Source organism: Desulfovibrio faecalis (assembly GCF_053570625.1).
Genome location: NZ_JBRBQR010000001.1, coordinates 1,638,238 through 1,663,026 on the forward strand (window position 1 = coordinate 1,638,238; position 24,789 = coordinate 1,663,026).

Annotated in this window: 19 protein-coding genes; 1 reads left to right on the top strand and 18 read right to left on the bottom strand. The window is 56.8% G+C overall.

Annotated elements, in window-relative coordinates; all coding sequences use genetic code 11:
* Positions 1 to 401 precede the first annotated feature (401 nt).
* Entirely contained in the window at positions 402 to 1,040 is a 639-nt protein-coding gene (locus ACUZ79_RS07325) for a carbonic anhydrase (protein ID WP_192111338.1), read from the bottom strand.
* Positions 1,041 to 1,383: 343 nt separating this feature from the next.
* On the bottom strand, positions 1,384 to 3,804 hold the full coding sequence (locus tag ACUZ79_RS07330; RefSeq protein WP_449251175.1) for a methyl-accepting chemotaxis protein: 2,421 nt from the start codon (positions 3,802 to 3,804) through the stop codon (positions 1,384 to 1,386).
* Positions 3,805 to 4,373: 569 nt separating this feature from the next.
* On the opposite strand from ACUZ79_RS07330, the gene ACUZ79_RS07335 reads away from it, so the two are divergent.
* Positions 4,374 to 5,198 carry a nitroreductase family protein gene (locus ACUZ79_RS07335; RefSeq protein WP_449251176.1) on the top strand — a complete coding sequence of 275 codons (825 nt, stop codon included), beginning with the start codon at positions 4,374 to 4,376 and terminating at the stop codon, positions 5,196 to 5,198.
* A 78-nt stretch (positions 5,199 to 5,276) separates the two neighbouring features.
* On the opposite strand, the gene ACUZ79_RS07340 is transcribed toward ACUZ79_RS07335, so the two are convergent.
* From ACUZ79_RS07340 to ftsH, 16 genes are all read right to left on the bottom strand, one after another.
* Entirely contained in the window at positions 5,277 to 5,483 is a 207-nt protein-coding gene (locus tag ACUZ79_RS07340; RefSeq protein ID WP_449251177.1) for a tautomerase family protein, read from the bottom strand.
* Between the two features lie 22 nt (positions 5,484 to 5,505).
* Positions 5,506 to 6,372, bottom strand: coding sequence for a ModD protein (modD, locus tag ACUZ79_RS07345; RefSeq protein WP_449251178.1), 867 nt, complete (start codon positions 6,370 to 6,372; stop codon positions 5,506 to 5,508).
* A gap of 115 nt (positions 6,373 to 6,487) precedes the next feature.
* Positions 6,488 to 7,186 (bottom strand): molybdate ABC transporter permease subunit, encoded by a 699-nt coding sequence (locus ACUZ79_RS07350; protein ID WP_449251179.1) that lies wholly within the window; start codon positions 7,184 to 7,186, stop codon positions 6,488 to 6,490.
* 2 nt (positions 7,187 to 7,188) lie between these two features.
* A complete protein-coding gene (modA, locus tag ACUZ79_RS07355; protein ID WP_449251180.1) occupies positions 7,189 to 7,941 on the bottom strand; it encodes a molybdate ABC transporter substrate-binding protein in 753 nt (250 codons plus the stop codon).
* Positions 7,919 to 8,671 carry a molybdenum ABC transporter ATP-binding protein gene (gene modC / locus ACUZ79_RS07360; RefSeq protein ID WP_449251181.1) on the bottom strand — a complete coding sequence of 251 codons (753 nt, stop codon included), beginning with the start codon at positions 8,669 to 8,671 and terminating at the stop codon, positions 7,919 to 7,921. Before modC ends, modA begins: the two co-directional genes overlap by 23 nt.
* A 349-nt stretch (positions 8,672 to 9,020) precedes the next feature.
* Positions 9,021 to 10,598, bottom strand: coding sequence for a DnaA ATPase domain-containing protein (locus ACUZ79_RS07365; RefSeq protein WP_449251182.1), 1,578 nt, complete (start codon positions 10,596 to 10,598; stop codon positions 9,021 to 9,023).
* A 607-nt stretch (positions 10,599 to 11,205) separates the two neighbouring features.
* The gene (locus ACUZ79_RS07370; protein ID WP_022658394.1) at positions 11,206 to 11,883 is read right to left on the bottom strand and encodes an outer membrane protein; all 678 of its coding nucleotides are present in this window, start codon (positions 11,881 to 11,883) and stop codon (positions 11,206 to 11,208) included.
* Positions 11,884 to 12,176: 293 nt separating this feature from the next.
* Positions 12,177 to 13,451 carry an OmpP1/FadL family transporter gene (locus tag ACUZ79_RS07375; RefSeq protein WP_449251183.1) on the bottom strand — a complete coding sequence of 425 codons (1,275 nt, stop codon included), beginning with the start codon at positions 13,449 to 13,451 and terminating at the stop codon, positions 12,177 to 12,179.
* 130 nt (positions 13,452 to 13,581) lie between these two features.
* Positions 13,582 to 15,963 (bottom strand): replication restart helicase PriA, encoded by a 2,382-nt coding sequence (priA, locus tag ACUZ79_RS07380; RefSeq protein WP_240824789.1) that lies wholly within the window; start codon positions 15,961 to 15,963, stop codon positions 13,582 to 13,584.
* 90 nt (positions 15,964 to 16,053) lie between these two features.
* Positions 16,054 to 16,926 (bottom strand): UTP--glucose-1-phosphate uridylyltransferase GalU, encoded by an 873-nt coding sequence (gene galU, locus ACUZ79_RS07385; protein ID WP_192111349.1) that lies wholly within the window; start codon positions 16,924 to 16,926, stop codon positions 16,054 to 16,056.
* A 129-nt stretch (positions 16,927 to 17,055) separates the two neighbouring features.
* Entirely contained in the window at positions 17,056 to 18,408 is a 1,353-nt protein-coding gene (glmM, locus tag ACUZ79_RS07390; RefSeq protein WP_449251184.1) for a phosphoglucosamine mutase, read from the bottom strand.
* A gap of 156 nt (positions 18,409 to 18,564) precedes the next feature.
* The gene (locus ACUZ79_RS07395; RefSeq protein ID WP_240824787.1) at positions 18,565 to 19,497 is read right to left on the bottom strand and encodes a CdaR family protein; all 933 of its coding nucleotides are present in this window, start codon (positions 19,495 to 19,497) and stop codon (positions 18,565 to 18,567) included.
* Positions 19,484 to 20,218: a diadenylate cyclase CdaA gene (cdaA, locus tag ACUZ79_RS07400; RefSeq protein WP_240824786.1), complete on the bottom strand. Its 735-nt coding sequence runs from the start codon at positions 20,216 to 20,218 to the stop codon at positions 19,484 to 19,486. The genes ACUZ79_RS07395 and cdaA overlap by 14 nt, the downstream gene beginning before the upstream one ends.
* Before the next feature lie 44 nt (positions 20,219 to 20,262).
* The gene (locus ACUZ79_RS07405; RefSeq protein ID WP_449251185.1) at positions 20,263 to 21,525 is read right to left on the bottom strand and encodes a diguanylate cyclase domain-containing protein; all 1,263 of its coding nucleotides are present in this window, start codon (positions 21,523 to 21,525) and stop codon (positions 20,263 to 20,265) included.
* Between the two features lie 116 nt (positions 21,526 to 21,641).
* Entirely contained in the window at positions 21,642 to 22,520 is an 879-nt protein-coding gene (gene folP, locus ACUZ79_RS07410) for a dihydropteroate synthase (protein WP_449251186.1), read from the bottom strand.
* Positions 22,510 to 24,522, bottom strand: coding sequence for an ATP-dependent zinc metalloprotease FtsH (gene ftsH, locus ACUZ79_RS07415; RefSeq protein WP_449251187.1), 2,013 nt, complete (start codon positions 24,520 to 24,522; stop codon positions 22,510 to 22,512). The genes folP and ftsH overlap by 11 nt, the downstream gene beginning before the upstream one ends.
* Positions 24,523 to 24,789: the final 267 nt, after the last annotated feature.

Sequence of the window (24,789 nt, forward strand, 5' to 3'; positions counted from 1 at the left end):
TCTGTCAGATTTTTGTTCATGGAAGTAGTCCCTTGCTTGAGGCTGACTAACTTGGAATGTATTTCAAATTAGTTAAATATAAAATTTATCTGGTGTAAACGTGAAATTTTTATAAATCCAGATCATAGTGTCGTTGCAAATTGATAAACATATGGCTGTGATTGTTAACAGACACACTTCAATGGTAAAAAACATATTGTAGTACGCCGTTAAGGCTGATCACGGATATATTGCGAATACGCGGACACGTATTTGGCAAAGGCCATCAATGCCCGCATTCACAACACAGAATGCGAAATACTAGAACGCATATAAAAACAGCGGATTTTCCATAGCTGGAAAATCCGCTGTCAGCGGTATGTCGCAACACAAGTCAGCGCAGAGGCCTGCACGCTGGGCCGTTATTTTTTCAGGGCCAGAAAATCATGTTCGTCAGGGTCGTAATATTTGATTTCGCCAGATTCAATATAGTAGAGCCAGCCATGAACGTGCAGGTCGCCCGATTTTACTCTGTCGCGTACGCACGGGTATGTCATGAGGTTTTCTATCTGAAAAATGATGGAGAGTTTCTCTGTCAGCCGCAGCAGTTTATCCTGTCCAACTTCCTTGCCAAGTGCCAGCGTGGCAAGTTCCTTGGCTTTTTTGCCAAGGGAAAGCCATTTTTGCGTGTGCACAAAGGCCTCGTCGTGAATGTCCTTGTACAGAGCTGCGATGGCGCCGCAATAAGTGTGCCCGCAGATAATAATTTCTTCAACATTCAAGGCCGTTACGGCATATTCAATGCCTGCGGCCATGGCGTGATAGTCTTCGTCCGGTTTGTAAGGGGCCACAAAGTTGCCCACATTGCGCAGCACAAAGAGCTGGCCGGGAGGAGTGTTGGTGATAAGCGATGGAATAACCCTGGAATCGGCGCAACCGATATAGAGCACCTTGGGGTGCTGGCCGCTGGAAACCAGTTCCAGAAGCTCATTTTCATGCTTGCAGAAGTAGTTTTTTTGAAAAAATTCATTCCCCTGAAGCAAGCGTTCAACGTTCTTCATCAAATAACCTCAATAAACATGATGGGTTGGGGCGTGTGTAGTTGCGGGATTTGTTGGGGGGGATTTGTGAAACACTGGCATTGAGCTTCGGGCGGCAAGGTGGGGGGTGCTGGATTGTCTGTAATCGGGGCAGAGTTTCTTTGCTTTGGCTGCTCGGCAGACTATTGGCCCGGTCAGTGCTGGCATCGGGTCAGTTGGGCTTGAACAAGTCCTTGCAGCAAAGCTCCATAGACACTGGGTAGGGCATCTTGTGCCAAACGTCAAGAAGAGGCCACAGGACCCGCAAACAGCATGGCTGATGCGGGCCCTATTATATCTGCGCCTGTTCGGAATCTACGGTAACTTACCCTTGCGACAACGCTTTCAACTGTGCTGCAAGGCGTGAAAGTTCGGTAACTGTGCCGTGCAGTTCACGCGTCAGGGTATTGGTGGTTTCTGCAACATGCTTCACATCAGTAATAGCACGGTTGATTTCTTCGCTTGTGGCGGATTGCTGCTCCGCTGCCGTGGCGATGGATTGCACGCTGTTGCTGGCACTGGCGACAATTTCCACTATCTGGGAAAGTGCGGCGCCGCTCTGGTTGGCCATTTCAGTGGCCCTGCTGACAGTGTCGGCAGTGTCGCGCATTTCCTGCATATTGCCCTTTGCCACAGATTGGATGGTGGTAATGGCCTCTGTGACTTCCTTGGTGGCCTGCATGGTCTTTTCCGCGAGTTTGCGCACTTCGTCCGCCACTACGGCAAAACCGCGTCCTGCATCGCCCGCTCGGGCAGCTTCGATCGCCGCGTTAAGGGCCAGCAGATTGGTCTGATCGGCAATATCCGAGATAACTCCCATGATTCGGCCAATGCCCTCGGTATGGGTTTCAAGGGATTCCATTTCCTTGAGCAGGGCGCCTGTGTGACTGTTGACCTCTGCAATGGCAGAAACAGCCTCGTCAACTATCTCTGCGCCATGTCGGGCCTTTTGCCGTGCGTCCTCCGTCTGGTCTGCGGCGGAAGAAGCATTTTGCGCCACCTCGCGCACGGTGGAAGTCATTTCTTCCATGGCGGTGGCGGTTTCCTGCGCGCGGCCGTTTTGCGCATCCGCACCGTCCGAAACCTGCTGGAAGCGATCCTTCATCAGGCCTACGGCTTCTGTCAGGCTGTCAGCCGCTGCGCTTATGGAGGCATTCACTTCCTTCATATGCTTCATGGTGGTTTCAATTTCGCGTTCTTTCAGCACCAGGGTGGTCACATCGCGCGCAATTTCCACATAGCCGATTTTATTGCCCTGGTTGTCGCGCAGCACATCACTGAACGGCTGAATATAATGCGGATTTTCCGCAGTCCCGATATCAAGTATGCGCGCCACCACAGATTTGCCGCTGCACTTGGACTGCGCTATGGGGCAGTCATCGCTCTGGCACACTTCGGTATTGAAGTTGTCGTGGCAGAACTCCCCGCGAAGTTTTTTGATATCCTTCTCAAGCAAAGTTTCTGTGGCTTTGTTGGCAATGATAATGCGGTAGTCGTCGTCCACGCCAAAGATGGGATCGGGCACGGAATCCAGCAGGTTTCTGTATCCCTGCACCTCTGTGAGCATGCTTTCAATCTTGTCCAGCAGTTGGTTGAACCATGACGCCAGCGCGCCGATTTCGTCCTCGGAGGAATACTTCAGGCGATTGGCCAGCACGGCCCTGTCTTCGGCAATTTCCTGAATGGTCTGGCGGATGCTCTGCACGGGCCGCAACACTGTAATGCTGAGCACAAAGAACGTCATGACCAGCGGCACCACAAGCAGGGTAAGGAAGGCCGCAGCTAAGATGATCCCCGCGCGGCTCATGATGCCCTGCTGTTCAGAGAGGTCAGTGCTGAACACGAGCACGCCGATCTGCTTGTCTTTGAAATCTGTAATGGGCATGCCGGAAAGCAGGGTGGAGCCGACAATTCGGGTGGTCGAGCCCTTGCGGGTGGCGTCCAGAAAGCTCTTGTCCAGCAATCCCTCAACCTTGCCGTCCTTGGTGCCGCTCACAAGAACATATGAATCGGCGACAATGGGGTGCTTTTCCTTGTTTTGCAGGCCCGTGGCAACCTTAAGGTGCTCGGCGTTCATATACAGCAGCGAGGATTCTCCCTCGCCAGAGCTCAGGCCGCTCAGCACGTGCGTAAAACTCACCAGCACTTCAACAGAACCCAACTGGCTGCCCGAAAGGCTTGTGACAGGCGCAAGACCCCGGATTTCAAAACCGCCGCTGCCGATTTCGACCCCGCACAGGGCTTTGCCGTTCTTGTTTACGTCAAGCACGGTGGGGCGGAAGGTCGAAAGATCGTCTGAAATATCAACCCACTTGTCCCCACGTTTGGTCTGTTTGTCGCGCCACAGGCGCGCAAAGCTCCGGGCCGGGGGAAAGTGATAATGAATCTGCGGTTTTTCGCCGATAACCGCCTTGAATCCCTCCAGCATGGGAGCGAGGGATGCGCGCAGCATTTCCCGCCCTCGTTGTGCGGCGGCGCTGTTTTCATCATTAATGTCGCCTTCCATGGCTGTTCTGTAGGCGGCCTCGACCTCGGGCAGTCTGCTCACCAGTGCCGCCATACGCATGGCCTGTTCGCTGCACAGTTCAATTGCCTGCGTCATCTGCGAGGAGCGGGCTTCGACCAAAGTCTGTATATTTGTTTCGTTAAGTCTTTCAAATTGCTTTTGAATGACAAAATAACAACAAATGCCGATAGCAAGTGTGATGCCAGCTATGGGGATGCAGACTTTTGCGCGTAATTGCATCAGAGTTCTCCATATGCAATAGTTTAAAATACTATCGCTTGCTTGTGAAAAAACTTTAGGCTTGTGACAGGTTGTGTAAAAAGACAAAGACTCAAACGTCACTATTTGTTAATAAATAGCATAAGGCAGAGTATATTTGTTCAGAACACAAGCATAAATGATACCATGACAGTGTGAAAAAAACAAGTTCCCAGATGATATCGTTTAATAATGAGAAATTATTCTCAAAATTTCATTCCGGTAATTGGGGGGTTCGTTTTTTAGGGAAACTGGGCGTGGAAACTCAAAAGCAGGAAACTGATAACCGAAGGACACGGCAACTGGTGGTAGCGGATTGCTGAGAAAACAGAGGTGGCTGAGGTGTGGGGCTGCTGGTGCCCGTGCTGAGGGTCGAGCCATGGGCGTGCTGGCGGATTTTTGCCTTTTGGCAGGCATTACCGTAGTATTCGCACCTACGGCAGTCTGTAAACCGCCGCTCTTATGCGCAGGATACAAGCCCCTGAGCAGGCTCATGCCTGCAAAGGCGGCATTTTGCATTTTTGACCATGCGTTATAACGCCAGGGAGCCTATGAATGCTTTTAAAGTAGATACAGAATTGTGCCGCAAGGACGGAATTTGCGCCAAAGTGTGCCCTATCCAGATTATAGATGGCAATGTGGGCGAATACCCCTCCATATCCTCACACAAGATCAGGGTATGCATTGGTTGCGGGCAGTGCATGGCCTTTTGCCCCGCCAACGCCTGTTCAGCGCCGGGGCTTTCATCGCAAGACAGCCGCCCCTTGCGGCGTGAGCAGATACCATCCGCCGAGCAGGTTGAAGAACTCGTATTTTCGCGCCGGTCGGTGCGGAATTTCAAAAACAAACCTGTTCCGCATGATCTGCTGCACAGGATCCTCGACGGCGCGCGCTTTGCACCCTCGGCCAAAAACACGCAGGAGCTGCGCTGGATTGTTTTGGAAACCCGCGAGCAGACGGAAAAGCTGGCAGCCCTGGTCATTGACTGGTTGCGCGCCCTGCCGGAAATTGACCCTGCCACCGCCAGGGATGTGCATGCCGAAAGCCTCGTGCGGGCATGGGACGCCGGGTATGACGTCATCACCCGCACGGCCCCGCATCTTGCCCTGATTGTTGCCCCCAAAGGACACTGGGGGCCAGCGGATGCCTCCATTGCCGCCGCCTATCTGGAGCTACTGGCCCACGGCCACAGGGTGGGCTGTTGCTGGGGCGGCTACGTGTGCTTTGCCATGGGGCATCCCTCTGCCCACGCTCTGCGGGCCTTTGTAGGCTTGAAGGATGATGAGCAGGTCTATGCCGCGCAGATGATGGGTTTTCCCCTGCTTGCCCCCCACTTCAGGCCGCCGCGCAAGGCGCTGGATGTCACCTGGCTGTAGGGCTGCACCCCGGTAGAAAAATAAAGGCGGCGACCCGGGTTTCATGTCCGGGCTGCCGCCTTGCCTATTTGATGGCTGCTACTGTTTGCGGCGGCGCACTGTAACGCTTTCGCCGCCGATGCCCCAGTTATCCGTGGAGAGTTCTTCAATAAGGACCATGGTGGTTGCGGGGTTTTTGTTCAGCACCCTTTGCAGCAGTTCCGTGACGCCGCTGATGAGTTCTGCTTTCTGCTCCGCAGTGGGGGCTTCTGCACCGCCTGTTACCTTGATATTTACAAAAGGCATCTGTACCTCCGCGATTATTGCCCTAGGGGGCTTTTTCCATGACAACCTTGATGTCTGCCGGTTTGCCAAAGTAGGGCCAGCTTGTGACGAGCACGTCAACGCCTGTGGCCGCATACTGGGCGGCGTTGCCGCCGTTGACGCCGCCAGCGGCCAGAATGACGATGTCGTCACGCAGGGCGCGCACCGCGCCCACGGTTGCGGCAAGAGTTTCGCAGTCGAATTTTTCGCACTGAACAATATCAATGCCCGCCTCCGCCACGAGCAGTGCATCGTCAAAGGTGTCTACCTCGGCGCTGACCTTGCGCTCTGGTGCTCGCGCGCGCAATTTGTCCATCATGGCTGCCACGCTGCGCAACGAGTTCTGTTGCTCGCCGGGCAGAAAAGCTCGGTGCTGGTCAAAAATGAGGATGCTGTCCGAGAGGTTTTGTCGGTGAATGATGGCTCCGCCGTTCATGGCCGCCTCCAGGCAGATGCTCTTGGCGCCGGGAAAGTTTTTGCGTGTCACGGCCACGCGCACTGCGGGATTTGCTGTGTGAGCCTGCTCCACCATGTGCGCCGCGCGCGTGGCAATGCCTGTCATGTATTCCATCAGGGTCTGGGCCAGCTTCCAGCCACGGTGCAGGGCGGCGGCGGGGCCTGTGGCCTCCAGACATTGCTGGCCCGCTGCAAGCCTGTCGCCGTTGGCTGCGGTGCGGCTGACAGAAAGGCCGCATTTGCGCAGGAGCAATTCGGCCTCTTCCACGCCGCTGATGGTGCAATCCGCCTTGGGCGCGAAGCGCATGATGCCAGAAGCCCCGGCAATGCCGAGCAGTTCTACTGTGAGGTCAAGACCGGGGCAGTCGTCTGCCAGCAGGCCCTCAAGCCATGTATCGGAACAGGGAAAGTGCATGACATGCTCCTTGTGAATGCAACACTCTGTACAGGCTAGAGCAATGTCGGTTGAGAATGTTCCGGCAACGGCGCAGGATCCTGCATGTGCGCTGAAGCAGCGGAGTGATAATGCTCTAGAATGACCGTTTTTGACACCAGTCAATTCCAAGGTACAGCAAAAGACTGATTATCGCCAGTATGGCGCAGAGCAGGGCTGCCCGCTGAAATTCCCCTGTGGAAACGGCGTTGAACACTTCCAGCGAGAGCGTATTGGTGCGCCCCGCAATGTTGCCGCCGAGCATGAGGCTGATGCCCACCTCGCCCATGGCTCGCGTGATGCCCAGCAGCAGCCCAGCGGCAAGGCCATGCCGGATGAGCGGCAAGGTCACAAGAAAAAAACATTTGCGGGGTGTTGCGCCGCACACCCGCGCCGCCTGTTCAAAGCGCAGCAGTTCGGGATTGTTCAGCGCGGTTTGCACGGGCTTGACCACAAGGGGCAGCCCGGCCAGCCAAGAAGCAAGAATGATGCCCCCCTGCGAAAATACCAGGCTGACGCCCAGTGTCTCCCTCAGGGCAATGCCTCCCCAGCCGTTGCGGCCAAAGAGCATGAGCAGCAAAAAGCCAAGGGCCATGGGCGGAAAAACCAGCGGCAGGGTGATGATAAAGTTGATCACCCGCCGCAGATGCGGATTTTTCGCCATGCCCAGCCGGGCAAGAGGAATGGCCGTCAGCGCGTGCAAGATCAGACAGGCGCTACAGACCCGCAGGGTCAGCAATACGGAAAAGCTGACTTCAGGCGCGCACAGGGCGCGCCACAGTTCATGAAACTGCATGGCTACAGGCGCAGGCCGTTGCCAGCAAGGATGCGTTGCGCTTCAGGGGTTTTCAGAAATTGCATGAACGAGCGCACTTCGGCCTTGTTCTCCTGCCCGGCCACAACCCCCGCCACCAGCAGCATTGGCGTATACCCCTCGCGCACTTCCATCCAGCCGCCAACGCTGTCGCCCTGCTTGCGGGCAATGGCTTCGTTCACAAAGGCGGCGTCAAGATCGCCGGAAACAAGGTAGGAAAAGACCTGGGGCACAGTGGAAAGCATGGAAAGCTTTGCCTTGAGCGGCTCCAGCAGGTTGTTGCCCTTCATGAAGGCCACTGCCGCTCTGCCGTAAATGGCCGCCTTGGCATCGGGATAGCCAATTTTGGCAAATTCCGGCTTGGTGAGATCCTGTGCCGAGGCAATGTGCAGCCCTTTGCGCCACGCCAGCACGAGCACGGCTTCGCCAAGCGGTTCATAGGCGGCAAAGGCCAGGCCGGAATCCTGCAACGTGCCTTTTTCTGAAACAATAATGCTGACGCCACTCCCCGCCTTGGCCTGCTCGATTATCTGCCCGATGTTGCCGCTGTACATTTCTGTGGGTTTTACGCCGGATTGCTGCGCATAGGCCGCGCACAGCTGCTGGACCATGGGCTTGTATCCTAGCCCGGTGGTGATGGATGGCCCGTCAGCTTGGGCCGACTGCGCAAAAACAAGGAGGCATGCGGTCAGCACCAGCAAAAGGCGAAAACGTTCAGGCAATACCAGAGGCTTCATGTGCGGCTCCTGACAGATAAAAGGTGGGGTAAGGCAACAGGCCCAGACGGTGCGCCTTGCGAAGGGTAACCTCGACTAATCCTTGTGCTTCAAGGCGGCCCTGACGCAACAGCAGCATGCTGTTGCCAAGGGCCAAGGCCTCATCTGGCGAATGGGTGACGTACAGCACGGGCACGTTCCACTGCTGCGGAATGCGCGCAATGTAGGCCATAAGGCCATCCTTGAGGCTCATGTCCAGCGATGAAAGGGGTTCGTCCATGAGAAGAAGGCGCGGGCGGCAGAGCAAGGCACGCCCAATGGCAACGCGCTGCTTTTCGCCGCCGGAAAGATGGGCCGGGCGTCTGTGCAACAAGGGGGCAATATCAAGCAGGTCGGCAACGTCATCGAGGGCAGGCGCATCCTTGCAGGCATGGACGGCATGGAACCGGAGGCCGAAACGCAGGTTCTCGCGGACAGAAAGGTGTGGAAACAGGCGGGCATCCTGAAAAACATAGCCAAGGCGTCTGGCTTCTGGCGGCAGGTTTATGCCTTGTCCCGCGTTAAAGCAGGTGATGCCGTGGCAGAGTATCTGCCCTGCATCGGGCGTTTCCAGCCCTGCAATACAATTGATAAGGCTTGTTTTTCCGGAACCGGAAGGGCCAAAGATCACAGCAATGCCGCACTCCGCAAGCGTAAATGCAATTTGCAGTTCAAAATCACCGTGTTTTTTATGGATATCTACGTGCAGCATGGCCTGTCCTGAACGCGGGCTGGGGCATGACCAGACGCCTTGTGCGACCAGTTGCGTCATATCCAGCGATCATTAAGACCATACGGAGAGTGGAGCCATGTATCAATAAATACACGGTTTATATCATAAGCGTGCATGTTGGAATGCGCTCGCAGGGGCAGTCTGCATATCCTGAGGGATGAAGCGGAGCAGGCTTGTGCCTTTGCTGTGTTGTACACAGCCAAAGGCCTGCAAGGCCAGAGCCCGCACCTCAGACAAGTATGCGAAACGAAAAATTGGATATGGAAGGCAGAAGAAGCTCTGTACCCCAGACGGTGCAGGGGCAAGGCATCAGCAGGGCAAAGGACGCTTACGCGCCCATGCCTGCATTGCGTTCGATAAGTTTGACGGCTCTGGCAATCTGGCGGCCAAGGCTGGTTTCTTTGGAAAGTTCACGTTCCACACTGGTGATGCCCTTGATAACCGTGGAATGGCGACGGTTGAATTTTTCGCCGATTTCTTCAAGAGTCAGTTCTGTGTGTTTGCGTGCGAGATAATATACGGTGTTGCGGCCCAGCACGCATTCCTTGCGGCGCGAGCGGGAGCTGAGCTGGCGCTCGTTGAGGCCGTAGCTTTCACAGACCAGGCGCACGATGGTGGGCATATCCGGCCCGCAGCTGATTTCAGCATACTGGCTGAGCACTTCCATGGCCAGATCAAGGTTAAGGCCGCAATTGAGCAGACGCGCCTTGAAAATGAGGCTGTTCAGACACGATTCCATCTGGCGCACATCGCCGTCAAGGCGGCTGGCCAGCAGTTCGCAAACGGAGTCGGGCAGCAGCACCTGGTAGCTCTTGGCCTTGCGCTCAAGAATGTGGCGGCGCATGTCTTCTGTGGGGCGGCCAATATCGGTGAGGATGCCCGAGCAGAAATGCGACACAAGCTGGCTGTCGACGCGTTGCAGTTCGCGCGGCGAAAACGATGAGGTAAAAATGACTCGTCCGCCCTTGGCCTGAAGGCTTTTAACCACGGCCAGAGCCATGTCCTGCATTTTTTCCTTACCCTGAAGAAAATGCACGTCTTCAAGCAGCAGTACGTCAAGATCGCGAAAACGGGTCTTGAAATTTTCGATGTCGTGGGTGCGCAGGGCAGCCACAAAGCGCGATGCAAAATCTTCTGCCGTCAGGTAGCCCACGCGCGCGCCGCTACGTTCTTCTGCAATGGCGCGCCCAACGGCCTGTGCCAGGTGGGTTTTGCCAAGGCCGGGGGCAGAGTTCATGAACAGGGTGCGTACGCAGCCGCTGCTACGGCTTACATCCTGAGCTGCCGCAACAGCCATATTATTGGTGGGGCCAACTACAAAGTCCGCAAAAGCATAGCGCCAGTTGGTCGCCAGACGATAGGCCGGGGTGCTGCTGATGGGCAGGGTGGCCTGCAACTGCGGGCGCGCCATCTGCTGGGTGGTAGTTTCCTGACGGCTGCTGGAATCCGTGGCGTTGGCCGCCAAACCGGGAAAAGTCGCGTTCAGTATGGAAGATGAGTGCGCGAACTGCTCTGCCGTGTCAGCCTGTCTGGCGGGGACTTCTGCAGTCTGGGCCAGGGCAAAAGAAGGAGTCTGTTGCACAGGGCTGGCAGCAAAGGCCGAGCCATTACGGTTGTCACTGGCTGGCAGGTTAGCCGCAGGCTTGCTGCTGTGAGCTGTATCGCTGGCAGCTGTAATGCGAACATCAACAGAAGCTGGGTCAAGCCCCAGCACCGGGGCTGCTGCTTCACGCAGGGTGGAGAGCATCTTGCCTTCAAGCCAACTGGCCACAAAAGCATTGGGCGCGGTAAGCAAAAGCCCCCCCGCGTGCACTTGTGCCTGCAAGGGTGCAATCCAGACCTTGAAAACGCCGGAATGCAGCATTTTCTTGAGATTTTCAGAAATTTCCGACCATTGTTCGCGCATGCAGCCTTGTAGCGCAAAATCAGATTTTGGGGCAATTGATGATTCCGAGCTGTTTGAGACATGGGGCCAATTTCTTATCCCCAACTTTGTTTATATCTAATAGGCCTGAATTTTAATATTTTTTAGTTACTCGGCCTGTAGTCCCTATGATGTGATATCCTTTTAGGGCAAGGCTTTCATGGGGTATCTTGATGTTTTAAACATTGAGTTGAAAAGTTTTACACAAATATAATTTGTTTTTTCTCTGTTTTCCTCATGTATTCTTCATTTTTCAACTAGGCATCAGTAAACTATGCGCACCGTAAGGCAAGGCAGATTGTCAAGGGGGAAAAAGAAATTTTCGGCGGTTTCATGCCGCTTGTTTGGACCGGAATTTCCACGAAAATTATATAAAAACCGTTGATATTAAAGAAAGTTAAGAAAATATCCAGGCATGCCCGGCGCATGCGGGCAGCCGATCAATGCGCCTGACGCCAGAATGCAAAAACCCCGGCCTGAGCCGGGGTTTTTTCCTGAGGGACGGACAGCGCAAGCAGCGCTGGCGCTGAATCAACCGTCCACAGCACGTTGCTTTGCCTCTAGTGAGGCTGCGGTGCTTATCTGCGGCTTAGAAGCCGTAACGCAGGCCGAGCATGAACTCGTTTTCGTAGGGGCGGTTGCCGACGTTGTACTTGTTGCCGGCAGAGGTGACGCTCACATCGTTGTAGCCAAGGCTCACAAAGCGGTAGCCAGCGTCAATGGCGAAGTGCTCGTTGATGTTGAAGGCAACACCAGCGCCCAGATTCCACGCAAAGTTGGTGGTGCGTTGGTCGCCGCTGAACTTGTCGCCGTTGTTGGCGGTAAAGTCATAGCCAGCGTAGTTGAAGGCCATGCCAAGACCACCACCCACATAAGGGGTCATGATGCTGTCGTTGTGGAAATCCCAGAACAGGTTTGCAAACAGGGTCGAGGAATTCCAGGTGCCCTTGACCTGCTTGATGGCTGCGCCGCCATCGCTCCAGGTCTTTTCATTGTTGCCGCGCATGGCGAATTCAAGTTCGGCACGCAGGGGCAGCATCTGCTGGGGCCAGAAGTCATAGCCCAGGGCCAGGGCGCCACCAAGGGTGAACTGGCTGTACTGGTCTACGCCTGAGCCAGCCATGGCGCGGGAGCGTTCAATTTGGCCGGTATTTTGAAAGCTCATCAGGAATTTGGGGGCCAGATACATGCCGTTGCCTTCAGCAGCGGCAATGTTGGGCAGTGCCAGACTCAGCACTAGCGCCAACGCAAGAATAAAGCGTTTCATGACAGTCCTCCTAGGTACTTTCCTCCAAAAAAATGAAGGCAGCTTTAAAGTTGAAACAATCATTAGAAAATGTCAATATTTTTTCTATATTGGCAGGAGTGATGACGTATCTTTACTGTGTTAGCCATGCAAAACAGCATATTGCAACGTGCGGATTCATCTGGGGAGCAAATGCATTCTGTATAAAAAGAAAAACCCGGCTGTTTTTTTAACAACCGGGTTCATCTGCTTTTGCGGTCAAGCGCCAGCCGCCCATACAACAACAGCGGCGACTATGTGCTCCATGTGGCTTTTTAGAACGTGTAACCCACTGAAAGCATATAGATGTTTGCAGAAACTTCCTTGGAGTTGCCGCCCGTAATGCCCACATCGGGCGATATGCCCTTGGCATCGGTGCCGCCGTAGTCAAGCGAATTGATCCACAGGTGGGCGTAGGCGAGGTCCACGGTCCAGTTATTCCAGTTAAAGCCGGTGCCCACGCTGAGCGTTTTGCGGCCATTGGTGGGGATCATGAAGTCGGCATGGCTTTCATTGACTACAGGGGTTTCATACGAAAAACCCGCGCGCAGGGTCCACCAGTCAAGGGGTTTGTATTCCACGCTGCCGTTGAAGTTCCAGCCGTCGCGCCATTCCTTGTTGTTGATGGAACTGTAGCCGTTATCCATATAGATGTTCAGGGCATTGTAGGTGGACCAGCGGGTCCAGACCGTGCCCACTTCAAAGCTCAGATTGTCCAGCGGCTTGTAGGTAACGCCCAGCGCTGCTGAATCTGGCAACTGAAGCACTGTGTTTGCGCCGCAGTTTCTGGCTTCGGGCAGGTGTTTAGGTCTGCTGATGGCGTTGTAGCCCTGATAGGCAAATTCCACGTCGCCATTGATGTTCATGGTCACCTGGCTCTTGTAGGACAGGCCAACCGACCACTGGTCGTTGAGGCGCATGTGCAGCCCAAGATGCGCGCCGTAGCCCCATCCGTTGCCTTCAAGCTGCATGTCGTTGTCAAAGGTAGCCCCTGTACCTTTATTGGTGGGAATCTTGTTGCCCATGTACATGTGGGCATTCATGGCTTCCACGCCTACGGAGAAGGAAACTGTATCGTTGAGCTTGACCGCAAGGGTGGGCACGAAGGAGATGGTCTGTACGCCGATGTCATAGACATTATACCTGCCCGCCCAGTCGCCAGCATAGCTGTTGCCAAGACCGAAACGCGAAAAAACGCCCAGGCCAACCCAAGCGTTGTCGCTGAGCTGGTGGCTCAGATATGCATGCGGGGCATTCCAGAGCGCGGGTTTTGTGTAGGTATCGGTCTGGCGGCTGCCAGAATTGGTGGTTATGCCGCCTGAGGGGCTGATGAGGGCAAAACCGCCCATCATGCGCGTGCCGGGCAGTTGCGTAATGCCTGCGGCATTGTACGCAATGGCCGAAACATCATCAGCGCGGCCCACCATGCCGCCAGCCAGGGAAACACCTCTGGCGCTCCATTCATTCAGGGAGAAACCTTCGCCCCAGGCTACGGGTGCGCAACAGGCCACCAGAGCCAGCGCCAGACATACAGCACGAAAAACCTTCATCACCCCTCCACAAAGATGCAAAAAAAGCGCACAACAGCCCATCCCGGCATACCTTAGCACACTGGTACGGTTGCGATGTCGCAGAAACGGACGCGGCTATCGGGCCGCCCTCGACAACGTTAATGGGCTGTCACAACATATTTATTGGATCAAGGTCAAGAAAAAGTCGCAAGTGTCTTGAAGCTTTTTGTGATAAAGCAAAAAAATAGAGCGAGCGCAACGCCTGCCAATCCTGCCCTTTTATTAAACATGTAAAACGCTTGCGCCCACGCAACAGGGCCAGTGGGGCCGGGGCGGGGCCAAGAAGCTGCACGCCCAGTTCCGCTGCCTTGCTGCGCAGGGCCTGAGCCAGATCGTTGAGAGCAGGGGGGCCGCCCTGTTCGTTCAGCGCATAGGATATGCGAATGAGCGCCAGCCGTACAAAGGGCGGGTAACGGCGCAGCCGACGTTTGGCAAGCTCTGCCTGATAAAAGCCCTCATAGTCTGCGGTGCGCACGTACTGCCAGCAGTAGTGCTCCACATCACGCGTCTGGATAAGCACCCGGCCCGGCTTGTCGCCCCTGCCAGCGCGCCCGGCAGACTGCACCAGCAATTGGAATGTGCGCTCGGCGGCGCGGTAGTCCGGCAGGTTCAGACCCAGGTCCGCATCCGCGATGACGGCCAGCGTCACCAGAGGGAAGTGATGCCCCTTGGAGAGCATTTGCGTACCCACCAGTATGGGGGCCTCCTGCCGGGAAAAGGCCGCAAGGATTTCTTCCATGCGTCCGGGCCTGCGGGTGCTGTCCCTGTCCAGCCGCAGCACAGGCCCCCCGGCCAGTACGCTCAGGCGCTCGGCCAGGCGTTCCGTGCCTTCGCCCATGGGCAAAAAGTTCATGCCGCCGCACTCTGGGCAGGGCGAGGGAAATGGTCGGCTATAGCCGCAATAGTGACAGACGAGTTTTTCCAGCCCTTTGTGATAGGTGAGCCCAATTTCGCAGTGCGGGCAGCGCAGGGTGCGGTTGCAGTCAAGGCAGTACATCAGGGGAGCGTAGCCGCGCCTGTTCAGCAGCACCACGGCTTGCTCGCCGCGTTCAATGGTCTCGCGCAGTGCGGCTTCACTTTGTGGGGCCAGCAGACCGTCCATGCTGGTTGAGCCGGGCGCTAGGGAGCTTATGTCCACCAGTTCCACCGGTGGCAGTTCGCGTCCGCCCACGCGGTGCGGTAGCCGCAGGATGGGCAGGTGCCCGTTTTCAGCCGCATAAAAGGTCTTGAGGTCTGGCGTGGCAGAACCAAGCACCAGCAGCCCCTTTGCCTGGGCAACGCGGAACCACGCCACTTCCTTGGCCTGATAGGCCAGGCTTTCGTCCTGCTTGAAAGAGCCGTCGTGCTCTTCGTCCAGCACAATGCAGTTCAGGTGGGGCACTGGCAGAAACAATGCCGAGCGAGTACCCACGACGATGCAGGGGCTGTCGCTCTGCGCCATCTGGCGAAAGGTCGCTTCCCGCCGCGCGGGCGACTGGTAGCCGTGGTAGAAAAATAAGGGGGCATCGGGCAGCGCGCACGTGGCATCTCGCCGCAACTTGTGAGCCAGCGCCACTTCGGGGGCGAGCAGCATGATGCTTTTGCCCGCTGCAAGGCAGGCCTTGGCAAGTTCAAGGTATACTGCTGTTTTGCCGCTGCCGGTCACGCCAAAGAGCAGGCGCGAGGAAGCCTCGTCTGCCCGCAGGGCCTCCAGCATGCTCTCAAGCGCACATGCCTGTTCATCGTTAAGGGCAAAGGGGGCTGGTGGGGGCGGCAACAGGCTTTGTTCTGTGGCGTCCAGGGCGTCATCATCGTCAACGCCGTTATCGCGCGCAAGGTTGACGTGCCCGGCCTCCAGCAGGGTATGGAGGGCAGGTGTTACTGCTTGCCCGAGGGATTGCACCAGCCGTCTGCGGCTTACGCTGCCGTGCTGGTGCAGATAGTCCAGAACCTCGATCTGGCGTTTGGCCGAGGGCCGTACAGGCCAGGGCGGGTCAACGCGCAGCAGGCAAAATTCTTCGCTGGCGGCGTCTGTGCCGGGGGGCAGCATGCGGGCCGTGCCGTTGCAAAGGGCCTCGGCGAGAGTCCGGCGCTGTTCAGGCAGGGCTTCGCGGATGCGGGCAAGAGTCCAGGCCACTGCCTTGCCGGATTCGATATTACGCAGCCGCACCCGTGCAAGGCGCAGGCCCTGTGGCAGCACATGCCCCAGAATATGACCGGGGTGCAGCCCCTGCCGTCTGGCCAGGTCTTCAGCCAGTTCCAGCAGCACAGCGGGGAGCAGGGGGGCGTTTTCCAGCGGCCAGCCAAGGCTTTTGCAGTCCACGCCTTCCGGCAGGTCGGCGGTGGGGCTGACGCGCAAAAGCACTGCGGCGCGCAGGGCGGTGCGCTCGCCACGGCCCAGCGGCACGGCCACGCGCAATCCGGGCTGCCAGAAATCGGCGGGAAATTCGGGCGGCAGTGTGTAGGTAAGGCTGGCGTATGGAGGGGTGAGCAGGGCGACGGTGGCGTACATGTGGGGGAGAGTTACGTAATACGGCCCCAATGGCAAGCCTCCTCTGGCGAACCAGAGGAGGCTTGGGGCAATACATATGTGCAGTGGGTTTTAATGGAACTGCACAAAATTCTTGAGCAGCTTGAGCAGATCGTAGCGCAGTTCTTCGTCCTGAAGGGCAAAGTAGATGTTGGCGGTGAGAAATTCCGCCCAGTCGCCTGCGTCAAAGCGCATGCCGGACATACGCACGGCCATCATGCCCCTTTCTTGAGCCATGGCCTGGAGTGCGTCGGTAAGCTGGATTTCGCCGCCGTGACCGGGTTCGACCTTTTCAAGATAGTCAAAAATATCAGGCGTGAGTACATAACGGCCAACAATTGCCATGCGCGAGGGAGCGTCTTCACGGGCGGGTTTTTCCACCATGTTTTTGACGCGGAACACGCCGGGGGTCACTTCATCGCCATCAATGATGCCGTAGCGGCTGACCTTTTCCCACGGTACTTCCATCACGCCGATGACCGGCATTTTTTCGGCCATGGCAACTTCAATGAGCTGGCCGATGCCGGGAGCACCGCCAAACATGAGGTCATCGCCCACCATGATGGCAAAAGGATCGTCACGCACAAGTTCGCGCGCGCACAGCACCGCATGGCCAAGGCCAAGCTGGCGCTTTTGCCGCACGGACATGATGTTGACCATCTCGGCCACCTTGCGCACTTCAGCCAGTTTGTCGAGCTTGCCCGCGCGTTCAAGCACGCCCTCAAGCTGGAGGTTGTAGTCGAAGTGATCTTCAATAACCGTTTTGTCGCGGTTGGTGACGAAAATCACGTCTTCAATATTGGCGCGCTGCGCTTCTTCAACCACATACTGGATGACGGGCTTGTTGTAGATGGGCAGCATTTCCTTGGGAATATTCTTTGTTGCAGGCAAGGAACGGGTGCCCCATCCGGCCACGGGAATGACGACTTTACGAATATCCTTCATGCATGCCTCCAAGGGGGGTAGACAAAACAATTTTTATTAGCGGCAAACCGATGTAAGCAATAAACGGATAGCAGCCATACTGCAAGCAGTACCTGCCCGGTAGTGCCGCCGCGATGTTCAACGGTCAAATCAGCGCAGTTCGCGCTCAACCACAACGGCCAGATCTTCAGCGAAAGCTTTGACCTTTTCGGGATTTTCGCCTTCCACCATGACGCGGCAAAGAGATTCCGTGCCGGAATACCGCAGGAGCACACGCCCACGTCCGGCCAGTTCCGCCTCGACCTTGGCAACAGCCTCGCCAATAGCGGGGCGTTCCTCAAAGGGCAGACGTTTTTCGACCCGCACGTTGATAAGCTTCTGCGGGAATGGCTTAAGCCTGCCTGCCAGTTCGGAGAGGGGCTTGTCCTTCTCGCGCATGATGCGCAGAATTTGCAGGGCCGCCAGCAGGCCATCACCAGTGGTGCTGTACTTGTGGAAAATAAGGTGGCCCGACTGCTCTCCGCCCAGCATGGCGCCTTCGCGCCGCATGGCTTCCATGACGTAGCGGTCACCCACCTTGGTGCGCAGCAGCGAACCGCCGTGATCCTTCATAAAAATTTCCAGGGCCATATTGCTCATGGCGGTTGCCACAAGCAGATTGCCCGGCAGTTCGCCCCGGGCCATCATGGCCTGGGCGCACATGGCCATGAGCTGGTCGCCGTCAATGATGTCGCCGTGTTCGTCCACAACAATGAGGCGGTCGGCGTCGCCGTCCAGCGCAAGGCCCACATCGGCTCGAACCTCGCGCACCTTGGCGGCCACAACTTCGGGATAGAGCGAGCCGCAGTGCTCGTTGATATTGGTGCCGTCTGGGCTTGTACCGATGCGGAAAACTTCTGCTCCCAGTTCTTCAAGAGCCAGAGGGGCAACCTTGTAGCTGGCGCCGTTGGCGCAGTCAACCACAATGCGCAGGCCAGAAAGTGTCAACTGGGGAGGAAAACAGCTCTTGGTGTAAACAATATAGCGGCCCCCGGCGTCTTCAATCTTGGTGGCGCGGCCAACGCCGCGCGCTTCGGGGTAGGGCCATTTATAGTCCGAATCCAGCACCATGGCTGATATTTCGTCTTCGGTCAGGTCGGGGAGCTTGTAGCCATCGGCGTCAAAAAACTTGATGCCGTTGTCGTGAAAGGGGTTGTGCGAGGCGGAAATAACCACCCCAAGGTCGGCCCGCATGCTGCGGGTGAGAAAGGATATGGCCGGGGTGGGCAGCGGGCCGGTCATGATCACGTGCATGCCGGCAGCGCACAGGCCGGAAGTGAGGGCAGATTCAAACATATAGCCTGAAAGGCGCGTATCCTTGCCGATGACCACCTTGTGCTGGTGGTCGCCGCGCCGAAAGCGCACACCTGCCGCCAGACCAAGTCGCAGGGCCACATCCACGGTCATGGGATAGTTGTTGACCGTGCCGCGCAGTCCGTCTGTGCCGAAAAGACGCTCAGCCATGAAAACTCCTTACCTCTAATGCTTTTGCAGCGCGCCGATGCGTTTCAGCATGGGCGCTGTTGCAGGGTTTTGTCGTATATGCCGTGCGGACCGCAAGGGCCAAGGCACGGTTGCGCTCCATTCAGGCCGCCGGATGCGGCAGTTGAAGGGCGTCGCTTATTTCTTTTTTCTTGTTACCGTAACTTCTTCCGTAACCGGGTTCAAGAGAGTCATTCCTTCCGGCAGTTTGAAGTGCAGGGGGGTTTTAACGCTCTCTCCCGGCTGGATTTCAGGCGTGACGAAAGAAACTTCCATCTCGCCAAGGTAATGGCTGTTCTTTGCCAGAGCCTCGGGCACCTCCACCAGCACGGCAATTTCATCGGGGGTCACCGTATAGGCCAGGCGGCTTTCCTTGGCAATTTCCACTTTGCAGCGGCGCGAGATGACGGTGCGCCCACTGGTGATGGTGTACTGCACCTTGACGGAAGGCGGCGTGGCCGTGACCATGCCCGGCGTGTCCAGCGTGATGGTCTGCTGCGTTGTTGTGCCCGCTGCCTTGGGATCAAGCATGATGGTCAGCGGCACGCTGGCAATGGCGGAGACAACGGATTCCGGCCCGCGCAAAACCACCGTGGCCGGGGTCACGCTGACGTTTTCCACCGTCAGGGCGCCGCTGCGCAGGGGCGAATCCACAACCGCCTTAACAGGTACGCTTCGCTCCTGCACGGTGTCGGCCTTGACCACAATGCGCGGGGGCTGCACATCAATGAGCTCAAACGCGCGGAAGGCCGCGCCCAGGTGTTCTGCCGAAAGCGGAACTACTGTGGTGCCCTTTTTGATGGAGGAAAGGTCAACAGCCTGAATAATCTTGCGCTGCGTTATGGAGCGCAAAAGAGTTTCCGGCCCGCGCAGGCGCACAATGGCCTTGTTGATGAGACCGTCAGTCACCACAAGGTTGGCGGGGATGCCAAAATAATCAAGGCTTACTTCGATCTGCGCTTCCAGCCTGTCGCGAACGCTGACCATGTACCACATGCTCACGGCGATAAAGATCGCCAGCAGCATGGAAAGCAGGTGCGGCGGGCGGCGTGAGGGATCAGAGGATTTCATTAAGCACCTGCCTGAGGCGGGTAGCGTCAAGGGCGCGCATCAGCTCATCCTTGAGGGCCACGGAAATTTCGCCTCTTTCTTCAGAAACAACAATGACCAGAGCATCACTTTCACGGGCGATACCCAGTGCCGCCCGGTGCCGCGTGCCGAAGTTCTGCCCCTTGGCTTCGGCCAGCGGCAGAATGCAGGCCGCAGCGGTGATTCTGTTTCGGCTGATGATTACTGCGCCATCGTGCAGGGGGGCCTTGGGGTAAAAAATATTCATGAGCAGCTGCCGTGAAAGCTGCGCATCAATGCGCACGCCTTCGCGTTTGATCATATCGCCAAGGCGCATGCTGCGTTCAATAACAATAAGTGCACCCACCCGCAGCCGTGCCATTTCAACACATGCGGTCACCACTTCTTCCACGCCAATATTCTTTATGCTGGATCGGCGAAAGATAGGCCGTGCGCCCATTTCGCCCAAGGCCTGACGGATGTCGGCCTGAAAAATAACGACTATGAGGATGAACAGGGAGCTGAAGATGTGCTGCAACAGCCAGGTAAGCGTGTACAGGCCGAGAGCGTTTGAAAAGAAATACAACAGCGTAAGCAGGCCCAGCCCTGTAAGGACTGTCAGCGCCCGCGAGCCGCGCAGCATCTGGATAACCTGGTACAGCAGAATGCTGACCACAGCTATATCCATTACATCGCGCCAGTCTATGGCAATATGGTCAAACACGGTGTGTTCCTTGCAGCAAAGTGTATCGGGCAACCGCAGCGCTGTCAGCCGAGAGCCTTGGCGCGTTCCTTGTCTTGGTACATGGCAGTATCCGCGCAGGAGAGCAGCGCATCCACCGTGAGGGCCGAATCAGGGTACACTGCACTGCCCATGCTGAACGTGATCGGCCCGGGTATGTTCAGCTCGGGCAGCCCCTTTGCAAGATCGGCGTGCATACGGGCAAAGGCGGCTTTGTCCCTCTCCTTGGACGGGGTGCCGTTGAGCAGCAACACAAATTCATCCCCGCCCATACGCCCCAGAATGTGCGTCACCGGGGCATGTGCGCGAACAACCTCTGCGAAGAGTTGCAATACTCGGTCGCCCGCCTCATGTCCATAGGTGTCGTTAATGCTTTTAAAATTATTTAAGTCAAAGTAATATAAAGTAAAATCTTTTGAAATTGGTGCGGCTATGCGCCGTTGCAGTTCCTCAAAGAGTCCACGCCTGTTGAGCGCGCCCGTGAGTGCGTCCCTGTAAGCGATGGCCTCAAGATAGGTGCGAATTTGTGTAAGATCATGATTCCTTTGAACTAGAGTCGCAAGGAAAAGGCTGAGAAGAACACTCATGCCCACATAAAGCCATGATTCCAGTGATCTATACCACGCAACGCCTGCCGACATGCGGATCAGCCAGTGGGCGTTAAGAATTGTCACCGGTACGTCTATGCTGCCTGCGTCTTTTTCTGAATCCGCGCTGCCAGCAATAAGCAAAGCCCCTCCCTTGTGGGGGGATGTGCGCCAAAGGCCAAAGTCGATATCCATGCTGTCCAGCAGGGAAAGGTCCGAGGCTGTCAACACGTCAGGAAAACGGAGCAATATCGCGGCGATACCCCAATACTGAGGGCGACCGGAAGCATCAGGAAGGAATACGGAAAGTCGCCCCACCAGAGCCGCATCCCCGTTGGGCAACAGTACCGGCCCCGCCAGGGTCAGGGGTGCGCCGTGACGGGCCGTGACGGCCTCGTGGCAGCCAAGATTGCCGTCCAGCATGTCCTGCCCCACCAGCAGGCTATTGGCTGGTGTATATGGGTACACCTTGTCGATGGTGCCCCCCGGAGCGAGCACAAAGGCCTGAATGGTATCTTCATCCCGCAGGGCAGCGGCAACGCGCTCGAATTCCTGAATGTTCCCATGGTTGTCAATAACAAGCGCGTTCAGGGTTTCCGTTTTGAATATCAGGCGCAACAGATCGTTTTGGAGATTATCGCGCTGCGAGCGGGCGATGCTCTCAAGTTTGACCCGTTCAATCTGCTGTTTGCGGTCAATCAAAACCCAGGTCAAAAGTAAGTTGAAGGCCAACGTGATGAGCAGCATTCCAGTGAATGGGCGCGTTGAAAAAAATCGCACCATACCGGCAGACTCGCAATCGTTGACGGTTTGAATCCCTAGTTGGCCTCAAGAGCCAAAGCAAGAGTCATGGCCTGACGGGCCGCAACAACATCATGTACCCTGTGCCAGAACACACCCTTGCCGCGCAGCATTGCCGTGGCCGTGGCTGTTGCCAGACCGCGCTCCTGCGGCGGAAGGCCCAGAAGCCCGCCAAAAACGGATTTCATGGACAAGGCCATGAGCACGGGGCGCCCAAGGGCGAGCCAGTCTTCCGGGTGGGCCAGCAGGGTGAGGTTGTGTTCAAGCGTCTTGCCAAAGCCGATGCCGGGGTCAAGCACAATGCGGTCTTCCGGCAGGCCCGCCCGCACCAGACGCGACATCTCGCGCTCAAAGAATTCCAGCACTTCACGTCGAACATCAGTGTAGCGCGGATCGTGCTGCATGGTCTGCGGGCGGCCTTGACTGTGCATCAGCACATAGCCGGGCTTGTACTGCACAAGCACATCCAGCAGGGCGGGATCAAAGGCGCAGGCCGAAATATCGTTGATGATGGCAGCCCCCATGTCCAGCACTGCGGCAGCCGTGGCGGCATGGTAGGTGTCAACGGAGATTACGGCTCCGGGCGCAGCCTGGCGCAGCCCTGTCAGAACCGGCAGCAGGCGCTCGGTTTCCTGCTGGGGGGGCAGTTCCGCAGCTCCGGGCCGCGACGATTCCGCACCAAGGTCAAGAATGTCTGCACCCTGGTTGCGCAGGGTCAGCGCATGGTTGAGGCCCGATGCCGGGGCGTTGTGCCGGCCCCCGTCATAGAAGGAATCTGGGGTCAGATTCACAATACCCATGACGCCAAAGGGGGAGGGCGTCTTCAACGCCCGCCCCCCAAGAATATGCCAGTCTGCGCCCCTGGAAAGAGCGGCCGGGCAAATGCTATCGGTCATTTTCTTTACTGTTGTTCCGTGTGTTCTCGGTTTCGGACTGTTTGGACTCCGCCTGCTCCGATTGCTGCTCCGGTTTCTGCTCTACATTCTGTTCAGGGGCCTGAGCATCGGTATCTGGTTCAATGACAAATTCAGCGCCGGATTTGGCAGCCTTGCCACCCTTGGCGGCAGTGCTGGCGGGTACTGGTTTGCCGTTGCTGTCGAGCGGGGGCAGCTCCTTGTTGTCCATGAGCAGCTCAAGATCCTCGCCAGTGATGGTTTCGCGGTCAAGAAGGGCCTGGGCAATGCGGTGAAGGGTATCCAGATTTTCCTCAAGCAGCTTGCGGCAGCGGCTGTGCGCGTCTTCCACAATGCGCTTCACTTCCGAATCCACAAGCCGTGCCGTGTCTTCGCTGAAGTTCTTGTTCTGCACCCATTCGCGGCCAATAAAAACTTCTTCGCCGGTTTCGCCGATGGCCAGCGTACCCACGGCTTCGCTCATGCCCCACTCGCAGACCATCTTGCGGGCCATACGGGTGACGCGTTCAATGTCGTTGGAGGCGCCGGTGGTAATGTCGTCAAAAATAATTTCTTCCGCTACGCGTCCGCCCAGCAGCACCACCAGATTATTGCGCAGGAAGGAGCGCGAATAGCCGTGGCGGTCTTCTTCCGGCAGCTGCATGGTCACGCCGAGGGCGCGCCCACGCGGAATGATAGTAACCTTGTGCACGGGGTCGGAACCTGGCAGCAGGCGGGCAGCCAGGGCGTGACCGCCTTCGTGATAGGCGGTGATGCGCTTTTCTTCCTCGGAGAGGATAAGGCTGCGGCGTTCGCGGCCCATGAGAACCTTGTCCTTGGCATACTCGAAATCGTGCATGTCCAGACGGTCCTGATTGAGCTTGGCGGCCTGAAGGGCCGCTTCGTTGACCAGATTTTCAAGGTCAGCGCCGGAAAAGCCAGGTGTACCGCGCGCCAGCACCTCCAGATCAACATCGCCCGCAAGCGGCGTGCGTTTGGTGTGCACTTCAAGGATGCGGCGGCGGCCACGCAGATCGGGCGTGGGCACCATCACCTGACGGTCAAAACGGCCAGGACGCAGCAGGGCGGGGTCAAGCACATCTGGGCGGTTGGTGGCGGCAATGAGGATAACTCCTTCATTGCTTTCAAAGCCGTCCATTTCCACAAGCAGTTGGTTCAGGGTCTGCTCGCGTTCATCATGTCCGCCGCCGAGGCCAGCGCCACGCTGACGGCCAACGGCGTCAATTTCGTCAATAAATATCAGACAGGGCGCGTTTTTCTTGCCCTGAACAAAAAGGTCGCGAACGCGCGAAGCGCCCACGCCCACAAACATTTCAACAAAGTCGGAGCCGGAAATGGAAAAGAACGGCACCCCGGCCTCGCCAGCCACGGCTCGCGCCAGAAGGGTCTTACCCGTGCCGGGAGGGCCCACGAGCAACACGCCCTTGGGGATGCGCCCGCCAAGGCGGGTAAACTTTTTGGGGTTGGAGAGAAATTCCACAACTTCCGAAAGCTCGTCCTTGGCTTCGTCAACACCCGCCACGTCAGCAAAGGTAACGCGGGTGCTGTCCTGATTGAGCAGGCGAGCGCGCGACCGACCAAAGCTCATGGCCTTGCCGCCACCGCTCTGCATCTGGCGCATAAAGAAAATCCACACGCCCACAAGCAAAAGCATGGGGAACCATGAAACCAGCAGGGTCATGTACCATGGCTGTTCTTCCGGCGGTTCGGCCTTGATTTCGACCTTTTTTTCAATAAGGCGGTTTACGAGGCCGATGTCCTGCGGAGCGTAGGACTGCACGGTTTTTCCGTCAGAGGTGCGCCCGATGAGGGTGTGCCCCTGAATGGTCACGGACATGAGCTGGCCGTTGTCCACCTGACTGAGAAAATCTGAGTAGGGCACCCGCTGGGTGATCCCCTGCGGTTGCTGGAACATATTGAAAAGCATGACCATCGCCAGGACGATTATCGCCCACAGCATCAGGTTGCGACTTATCTGATTCAACACTGCCTCCGTTACGTTTTCCGCGCGCGGTGGCGCACGGCCAGGCCGGATATATGGCCAGCACAGTTAAGAAATTACTACCTGTATGTGTCTGGTGTCAAATGTTTGTGGGCATTTGCAGTTCAGGCAACAGGGGTTTCGGCTGCGCTTGTCTTGTTCATAATAATGCGCAAAACACACTTGGCAATGGAGGTTTGACGTTCTGAAGTCAAAACCGCATGCCGGGTGCGTGTTGCGCATGCTCAAACTGTGCTGCGGGCTTTGCTG